Raw genomic sequence first — 8,002 nt, 5'->3', positions numbered from 1 at the left:
TATGCCTGGGGCTTCGAGCCGGCGCCCGCGTCGCGCCCGCCCATGTTCACGCACGACGTACTCCGCGCGATCAGCAGCTCGCCGCAATCCATGGCGATGAGCAAGGACCTGAAGCGGCGCGGCTGGAACTTCGTCGGCCCCACGACCGTGTATGCCTTCATGCAGGCGATGGGGCTGGTGAACGATCACCTCGAGGGCTGCCATGTGCGCGAGGCGGCACTTGCCGCTCGCGCCGGTCTGGCGCTGCCGCGTTGACTGGCGTCGCACCTGAAGCCGCGCGCCGGGCGGCGACCGACGAGGCGCGCTCGGACCGCGGCAAGGTCGCGACCTGACCTCAAGGCCTCACCACGGAACGCGCGCGCCGTCGTTCGCGAAGAAGCCGCCGGTGTCTTCGGGACCGAGTCCGTCGAGCACCGCGAGCAGGCGCCGCGCGGCTTCAGACGGTGCGAGGGCGTCCGCCGCCTCGGCGCCGATCACCGGCGCGGTCAGTGCGCTGCGCACGGTGCCCGGCTGCAGTGCGACGAGCACCGCCTCGGGCCGGCGCCTCGCGATCTCGATGGCCGCCGTGCGCCACAGCTGGTTCAGCGCGGCCTTGCTCGCGCGGTAGCCGTACCAGCCGCCCTTGCGGTTGTCACCGATGCTGCCGACCCGCGCGCTGAGCACCGCGAAGACGCTGCGCGCACTGAGCGGCAGCAGCGCATGGAAATGCTTGGCGACCAACGCCGGGCCGATGGCGTTGAGCGCCAGCGTGTGAGCCAGCACGGCGGGGTCTAGCTCTCCCAACCGCTTCTCCGGCCCGACCGTGCGGCCGCCGACCCGCTGGTGCAGCGCACCGGTGGCCACGACGATCAGGTGGATCGGTGCGCGGGCCTGCAGACTGGCGGCCGCCGCGATCAGGCTGGCCTCGTCGAGCAGGTCGATCGCGGGTTCGCTGCGCCGGCTCAGGCCGAGCACTTCGGCGCAGCGCGGGTCGCCTTGCAGCGCCTCGACGAAGGCGCCGCCGATCGCGCCGCTCGCGCCCAGCACCAGCGCCCGGTAGCCATTCGGCAGGCTGCGCACCGGCCGCCCGCCTGTGCTTCAGCGCCTCACTTGAGCAGGCCTTCGGCCTTCATCGCCGCTTGCACCGCCGGCCTTGCGGCGACGCGCTGCATGAAGGCTTCCACGTTCTTGTGCGGCGCCAGATCGACGCCGACTCCCTTGCCCCAACGGGCGACGACGAACAGGTAGCCGTCGGCCACCGTGAAGGTTTCGCCGGTCAGAAAGCTCTTGCCGGCCAGTTGGCCATCGACCCACCCGAACCGCTCGCCGAGCTTGGCGCGGTGCAATGCCTTGGCCTCTTCGGGCATCGCCGCGTTGAAGAGCGGCGAGAAGCCCTTGTGCAGTTCGCTGGTGATGAAGTTCAGCCACTCCTGCAGTCGGTAGCGGGCCATGGTGCCGTTGGCGGGCGCGAGCTGCTTGTCGCTGGCCTGGTCGGCGATGTACTGCACGATGGCCGGGCCTTCGGTGAGGCGGCTGCCGTCGTCCAACTCGAGCACCGGCACGGAGCCTTTTTCATTGACAGCATGGAAGTCGCTGCCGTCGGCGAGCTGGTGAGTCTTCAGGTTGACCGACACCGCGGTGAAGGGCAGGCCGGCTTCGAGCAGGGCGATGTGGGGTGACAGCGAGCAGGCGCTGGGGGCGTAGTAAAGCTTCATGTAAAGGCCTTGTGAGGGTGCGCACTGCGCGGTGCGAAGCACTGTAGCGAGCCGAGATGCCCCGCGTGCGCCGAGGGTGTGGCGTGCTTTCGTGCCGCCGACTGCGGCAAGGGCCTCCCTAGAATCGCCTCGATGACCGCCCCGTCCGCTGCGCTCGCCCCGGCTCCCGTTCCGGCCTACCGTCGCAAGCTGTTCTGGGTCGCGCTGCTGTACTTCAGCGAAGGCCTGCCGCTCGGCGTCTTCTACGACATCTTTCCCGTTCATTTCCGCCAGCAGGGCATGAACCTGGCCGACATCGGCCTGCTGTCGCTGCTGGGCCTGGCCTGGACCGTCAAGTTCCTGTGGGCGCCGGTGGTCGATTGGGCGCGCCACCACCGGCGCTGGGTGGCCGCGGCCAACGTCGGCATGGCCGGCGTGATGGTCGCTTTCGCGCTGGCCGGCACGGCGCTCGGGCCCTGGGTGTGGCTGGCCATCGGCGCGTTCACCGTGCTCTCGGCCACCAACGACATCGCCACCGATGGTTACACGATCGAGCTGCTCGATCAGCGCGAATACGGCTTGGCCAACGGCTTTCGCATCGGCTTTTACCGCGCCGGCATGCTGACGGCCGGTGTGCTGCTGATGGTGTCCGGCTGGCTGGGCTGGAGCGCGGCCTATGCGTTCGGCGCCGCCGCCTTCGTGTTCAACGCCTGCATGGCGCTGTTTGCGCCGCTGGAGAAACCGCGCGCTGGCCCGCCGCCGAGCAGCGTGGCCAGCGAATTGAAGCTGCTGCGGCAGCAGCCGATGTTCCTCGTCGCGCTCGGCCTGGTCCTCGTCGGCCTGCTGTGGCCGGCGCTCGGGCCGCTGGCGCGCAGTTTCGAGTGGGGCGCCGTGCAAGAGGTGGCGGGAACCTGGTGGTTCCGCGGGCTGCTGCCGGTCGGGCTCATGTTCCTGGGCGCCGGCCTGCTCGTGAACGCCGCCCGCGGCCCGCAGGCGCTGGCGCTGCGCGACGGGCCGGTGTTCGGCGCCTGGGTCGAGCTGCTGCTGCGCCCCGGCATGCTGGCGGTGCTGCTGTTCGTGCTGACCTTCAAGCTGGGCGACGCGGCGATGGGCTTCATGGTCAAGCCCTTCTGGGTCGATGCGGGCTTCACAGCAGGGCAGATCGGCTTCGTCAGCGTGAACCTGGGCTTGGCGCTGTCGATCGCGGGCGGCCTGATCGGTGGCTGGTACGTAGACAAACGCGGCATCTTCCGCGGCCTGTGGGTGCTGGGCCTGTGGCAGGCCTTGTCCAACCTGGGCTATGCCGGCGCGGCGCACTGGGTGCCGCTACTGACGCCGGGGGCGGCCGCCACGGTCGGCGTCGAGCCGGTGCACCAGGCGGTCGTCTATGCCGCTAGTGCGCTGGAAAGCTTCACCGGCGGGCTGGGCACCGGGGCCTTCCTGGCCTTCCTGATGGGCATCACCAGCAAGGCGCGCGCGACCACGGAATACGCCATCCTGTCGAGCATCTTCGCGTTCAGCCGCGCCGTGGCGGGCTGGGCCGGCGGCATCGGCGCGCAGGAGCTCGGTTATGCGGTCTACTTCTTCCTGACTTTCTGGCTCGCGTTTCCGGCCTATCTGCTGCTGCCGCACGTACGACGGATGCTGGAACGCGAAGCCGCTCCCTGAATCAGACCGCGATGAACCTTGCCCCTCCCCCGACCCGCTACCGCTGCGGCCTGTGTTCGGCCCTCGCCGCGTTCAATGCGTCCCCGGCAAGCACCGGGAGCGGCCCGCAGCAGCCGCAACGGCGCCGCTTCGGCGCGGCCCTGTTCGCGGCCGGCGCAACGGCGGCGTTGCCGGCCTGGGCCCGCGAGGGTGTCGATGTGGGCCGCCAGTCGAGCTTCAGCAAGCTGGTCTCGGCCGAACAGGTCGAGCAGGCCGCGACCCAGCAATACACGCAGATGATGGCCGAGGCCAGCAGCAAGAAAGCGCTGGCGCCCGAGTCGCACCCGCAGGTGCAGCGGCTGCGCTCGATCTCCAAGCGCATCATTCCCTTCACCGACGAATGGAACGACCGCGCGGGCCAATGGCGCTGGGAGGTCAATATGCTCGGCTCCACGCAGATCAACGCCTTTTGCATGCCGGGCGGCAAGATCGCCTTCTACAGCGGCATCCTCTCGCGCCTGCAGCTCGACGACGCCGAAGTCGCCAGCATCATGGGCCACGAAATGGCGCACGCCCTGCGCGAACATGCGCGCGAGCGCATCGGCAAGGGCAGCGCCACCAGCATCGGCCTGTCGCTCGGCGCTCAACTGCTGGGCCTGGGCTCGATCGGCGACATCGCCGCGAACATCGGCACGCAGCTCCTCACCATGCGCTTCGGCCGCGAAGACGAAACCGAGGCCGACCTCGTGGGCCTGGAGCTTTCCGCGCGCGCCGGCTACGACCCGCAAGCGGCGGTTCGCTTGTGGGAAAAGATGTCCAAAGCCTCCCAGGGCGCGACGCCGCAATGGCTCTCGACCCACCCGTCCAACAGCAGCCGCATCAGCGTGATCAAGTCCAATCTGCCCAAGGTGCAGCCGCTGTACGCCCGTGCGCCCAAGCCGGCGCAGCGCTTCGAGCCGATGACCGAGCGCCGCGCCACCACACCGCGCACGCCCACGCGCGAGCAGGCGCGCTGAAGCGCGCCGGACCATGCCGATTCGCTACGACATCACCCACACCACGGTGTACCGATACCGCGAGCCGGTCGGCTTCGGCGAGCACCGCGTGATGTTTCGTCCGCGCGACAGCCACGACCTGCGCGTGCTCGCCACCGACCTCGAGGTGAGCCCCGAGGCGCAGGTGCGCATGATCCAGGATCCGCACTCGAATTCGGTCGCGCTGGTGCAGCCGCGGGGCGTCGCCGACACGCTGAAGATCGTGTGCTCCTTCACCATCGAACATGCGCCGCGCGATCATCTCCAACTCCCGCTCGAGCCTTCGGCCGAATACTTTCCCTTCGCCTATTCGGTCGAGGACCGCTTCGACCTCGAGCAGTACCTGCGCCCGCACCACGACGACCCCAAGGGCGTGCTGACCGCCTGGGCTCGCCAGTTCATCCGCACCGACGGGCCGACCGGCACGCGCGACGTGCTGATGCAGATGAACCAGCACATCCGCAGCACGCTGGCCTACCTGTCGCGCGACGAGGAAGGCACGCAGACGCCGCTGCAGACGCTGGCTCTGCAAAGCGGCAGCTGCCGCGACTTCGCGCTGCTCATGATGGAAGCGGCGCGCCGCCTGGGCGTGGCGACCCGCTTCGTTTCGGGCTACCTGTACGACCCCTCGCTCGACGACGAGGGCGCCGCCTCGGGCGATGCCGTCACCGGCGCAGGCGCGACCCATGCCTGGCTGCAGGCCTACCTGCCGGGTGCGGGCTGGGTGCCGTTCGATCCCACCAACAATCTGTACGGCGACCACCAGCTCATCCGCGTGGGCGTGGCGCGCGATCCCTCGCACGCTGCGCCGATCTCCGGCAGCTGGTTCGGACCGGCCGGCGCCTACCTTGGCATGACCGCCGAGGTGCGGGTGCGGCGTCGGGCCGGCTTCGGCTAGCGTTGGCGGCGTTCCACGCATCGTGCACCCCTGTTGTGACTTGCCGGTCCGAGCGAGGCAACGAGCGCGAGCCCGCTCGGGCTTGACCGACCGGCCGCGCCCTCGGCGATGACAATCCTCCGCATGCCCCCCGCCGTACCGGCTACCGGTCGACGCGGCATGTTCGTTCCACCCGCTTGTTCATCTGCCTGACTGCCATGCCGCATTCGCCGCTCGAAGCTATCGAAATCGAAACCGCGCCCGACCCGCGCGCCAGCGTGATCGTGCTGCACGGCCTGGGCGCCGACGGCAACGACTTCGTGCCGATCTGCGAGCAGCTGCAGCTCGATGCCGTGGGGTCCGTGCGCTTCGTCTTCCCGCACGCGCCGGTGCGTCCGGTGACGATCAACGGCGGCTATGCGATGCGCGCTTGGTACGACCTGCTCGGCACCGAACTCGACCGGCTCGAGGACGAGCCCGGCCTGCGCACTTCGCTGGCCGCCATCGAAACACTCATTGCCGGCGAATGTGCGCGTGGCATTCCGGCGTCGCGCATCGTTCTGGCGGGCTTCTCCCAGGGCTGCGCGATGACCCTGCTGGCCGGCCTGCGCCACGGCGAGCGCCTGGCCGGGCTGGCGGGGCTGTCCGGCTACCTGCCGCTGGCCGCCAAGACCGCCGCCGAGCGCAACCCGGCGACGCACGACTTGCCGATCTTCCTGGCCCACGGCCGCAGCGACCCAGTGATCCCGATGGCGCGTGCCGTGGCGTCGCGGGACGCCTTGCTCGCGCTGGGCTATCGGGTCGAATGGCACGAGTACGCGATGCCGCACTCGGTGTGCCCGCAGGAGGTCGCCGACCTCAACCGCTGGTTGTTGCGAGTGCTTGGCTAAGAACGGAAGGCCTCTCGAATTGCTCCGCGCGGAAGGGGCGAACTGCTTCGGCAGCAGCGCCCGGAGCTGCGTTGCTCCCTCTCCCGCATGCGGGAGAGGGTTGGGGTGAGGGTGGTGCCAAACGAAAGAACGCCGGGTGAAGCCGGGGCCCCTCAGCCTTCCAGCCGCTCGTGCACCCACTGCGCGGCGGCGAGCAACCCATGATCATCACCCTGGCGGCCGACCAACTGCAGGCCCACAGGCAGACCGTTGGCGCCGAAGCCGAAGGGCAGGTGAATGCACGGCAGACCGAGCAGCGACCAGGCGCGGCAGAACACCGGGTCGCCGGTGGTCTCGAACAACGGGGCCGTGCCGATCGTGCTCGGCGTGAGCAGCACGTCGTGGCGCTTGAGCAGTGCATCGATACGCAGGCGCCACTGCGCCACGCTTCGAAGGTGTCCCGCATGGCGCACGCCGTCGATCGCCAGCCCTTCGTCGAGCATCGCGCGCAGCGCCGGACTGAGGCGCTCGCGGTGATGCACGCGCTCATGCGTCAATGAGCGTGCCGCCTCGAAGCACATGACGGCCTTCTGTAGCGCCACCAACTCCGCGAAGCCCTCGGGCAGCGCCGCGTCGCAGCAGTCCGCTGCCAGCGGGGCCAAGGCGCGCACGGCCTCGGTCCACACGCGCTGCATGTCGGCGTCGGCCTGCGGCCACTGGGGCGTCGGCGCCAGACCGATGCGCGGCGCCTCAGGCGCCCGGGCATCGTTCAGGCGCGGATCGTCGAGCAGCGTCGCGCCGAGCAGGGCGACATCGCGCACGCTGCGGCCAAAGCCGCCGGCCGTGTCGCAGGATTCCGACTGCAGCTTGATGCCGGCGCGCGGCACGCGACCCAGGCTTGGCTTGTAGCCGACCAGGCCGCAATACGCGGCGGGGCGAATGATCGAGCCGGCCGTCTGTGTGCCGAGCGCAAGCGGCAGCATGAAGTCGGCCACCGCCGCGACCGAGCCGCTCGACGAGCCGCCGGGCGTGTGCGCGAAGTCGTGCGGGTTGCGCGTCGGCCCCGGCTGCATCGTCGCCAGCTCGGTGCTCACCGTCTTGCCGAGCAGCACGGCGCCAGCCTCGCGGCACAGGGCCACGGCGGCGGCATCGGCGGCCGGGCGGTGGCCGGCGTAGATCGGCGTGCCGTAGGCGGTCGGCAGGTCGACCGTGTCGAACAGGTCCTTCACGCCGAGCGGCAGGCCGTGCAGCGGGCCGCGCAGTGCGCCGGCGTCCAGCGAGCGCGCCTCGGCCAGGGCGGCGTCGGCATCGAGTACGGCGAAGGCATGCACGTCGGGTTCGCGGGCCTCGATGCGCTCCAGGCAGGCCCGAAGCAAGTCTTCCGCTTGCAGCTCGCGCCGCTGCAGCAGCGCGGCGGCCTGCCAGGCCGGCAGTTCGTTGAGCCGGTGGGTCTTCATGCGGCAAGTGCCTTGGGTTTGAAGATCAAGCCGCCGACGAGGAGCGGGACAGGGCCGAGGCTGGACGCGTGCATGGCGGCTCGTTTCAGAGTTCGAGGTCGTAATCGATGGTCAGCGGTGCATGGTCCGAGAACCGCTGGGTCTTGTAAACCGATACGGTGCGCGCCGCCTGCGCCAGTGCCGGCGTGGCCAGTTGGTAGTCGAGGCGCCAGCCGACGTTTTTGGCCCAGGCCTGGCCGCGGTTGCTCCACCAGGTGTAGGCCTCGCCGGTGTCATCGGGGCGCAGGGTGCGGTGCACATCGACCAGGCCCAGCTCGTCGATCACGCGCGTCATCCAGGCGCGCTCCTCGGGAAGGAAGCCGCTGTTCTTCTGGTTGCTCTTCCAGTTCTTCAAGTCGATCTCGCGGTGCGCGATGTTCACGTCCCCGACGAGGATGAACTCGCG

The 8,002-nt window shown here is 69.9% G+C and carries 9 protein-coding genes; 5 read left to right on the top strand and 4 right to left on the bottom strand.

The genetic code is table 11. The features are described 5' to 3' along the window. Positions 1-255, top strand: a 255-nt coding sequence (locus H0W38_RS11245) for a DNA-3-methyladenine glycosylase I (protein WP_292453938.1), incomplete at its 5' end; no start/stop codon positions are given. A gap of 87 nt (positions 256-342) precedes the next feature. Here the strand turns inward: H0W38_RS11245 and H0W38_RS11240 are convergent. Together H0W38_RS11240 and gstA are read right to left on the bottom strand one after the other, a co-directional pair. Continuing rightward, a complete protein-coding gene (locus H0W38_RS11240) occupies positions 343-1,059 on the bottom strand; it encodes an SDR family NAD(P)-dependent oxidoreductase (RefSeq protein ID WP_292453936.1) in 717 nt (238 codons plus the stop codon). A gap of 26 nt (positions 1,060-1,085) precedes the next feature. Further along, positions 1,086-1,694 carry a glutathione transferase GstA gene (gene gstA / locus H0W38_RS11235; protein WP_292453932.1) on the bottom strand — a complete coding sequence of 203 codons (609 nt, stop codon included), beginning with the start codon at positions 1,692-1,694 and terminating at the stop codon, positions 1,086-1,088. A 132-nt stretch (positions 1,695-1,826) separates the two neighbouring features. On the opposite strand from gstA, the gene H0W38_RS11230 reads away from it, so the two are divergent. From H0W38_RS11230 to H0W38_RS11215, 4 genes are all read left to right on the top strand, one after another. Continuing rightward, entirely contained in the window at positions 1,827-3,341 is a 1,515-nt protein-coding gene (locus H0W38_RS11230) for an MFS transporter (protein WP_292453930.1), read from the top strand. Between the two features lie 11 nt (positions 3,342-3,352). Beyond that, entirely contained in the window at positions 3,353-4,336 is a 984-nt protein-coding gene (locus tag H0W38_RS11225) for a M48 family metallopeptidase (RefSeq protein ID WP_292453927.1), read from the top strand. 13 nt (positions 4,337-4,349) lie between these two features. Continuing rightward, positions 4,350-5,252 carry a transglutaminase family protein gene (locus tag H0W38_RS11220; protein ID WP_292453924.1) on the top strand — a complete coding sequence of 301 codons (903 nt, stop codon included), beginning with the start codon at positions 4,350-4,352 and terminating at the stop codon, positions 5,250-5,252. Positions 5,253-5,449: 197 nt separating this feature from the next. Then, positions 5,450-6,121: a carboxylesterase gene (locus H0W38_RS11215; protein ID WP_292453922.1), complete on the top strand. Its 672-nt coding sequence runs from the start codon at positions 5,450-5,452 to the stop codon at positions 6,119-6,121. 152 nt (positions 6,122-6,273) lie between these two features. Here the strand turns inward: H0W38_RS11215 and H0W38_RS11210 are convergent, their stop codons facing one another. Further along, positions 6,274-7,557, bottom strand: coding sequence for an amidase (locus H0W38_RS11210; RefSeq protein ID WP_292453920.1), 1,284 nt, complete (start codon positions 7,555-7,557; stop codon positions 6,274-6,276). A gap of 85 nt (positions 7,558-7,642) precedes the next feature. Then, positions 7,643-8,002: exodeoxyribonuclease III (locus tag H0W38_RS11205; protein ID WP_292453918.1), on the bottom strand; the 360-nt coding region annotated here is incomplete at its 5' end.

It is taken from the genome of Methylibium sp. (genome assembly GCF_013817365.1).
GTDB lineage: Bacteria > Pseudomonadota > Gammaproteobacteria > Burkholderiales > Burkholderiaceae_C > Methylibium.
The sequence above is the reverse complement of the archived record's forward strand: the minus strand, read 5'-3'. Positions and strand labels throughout refer to the sequence as shown.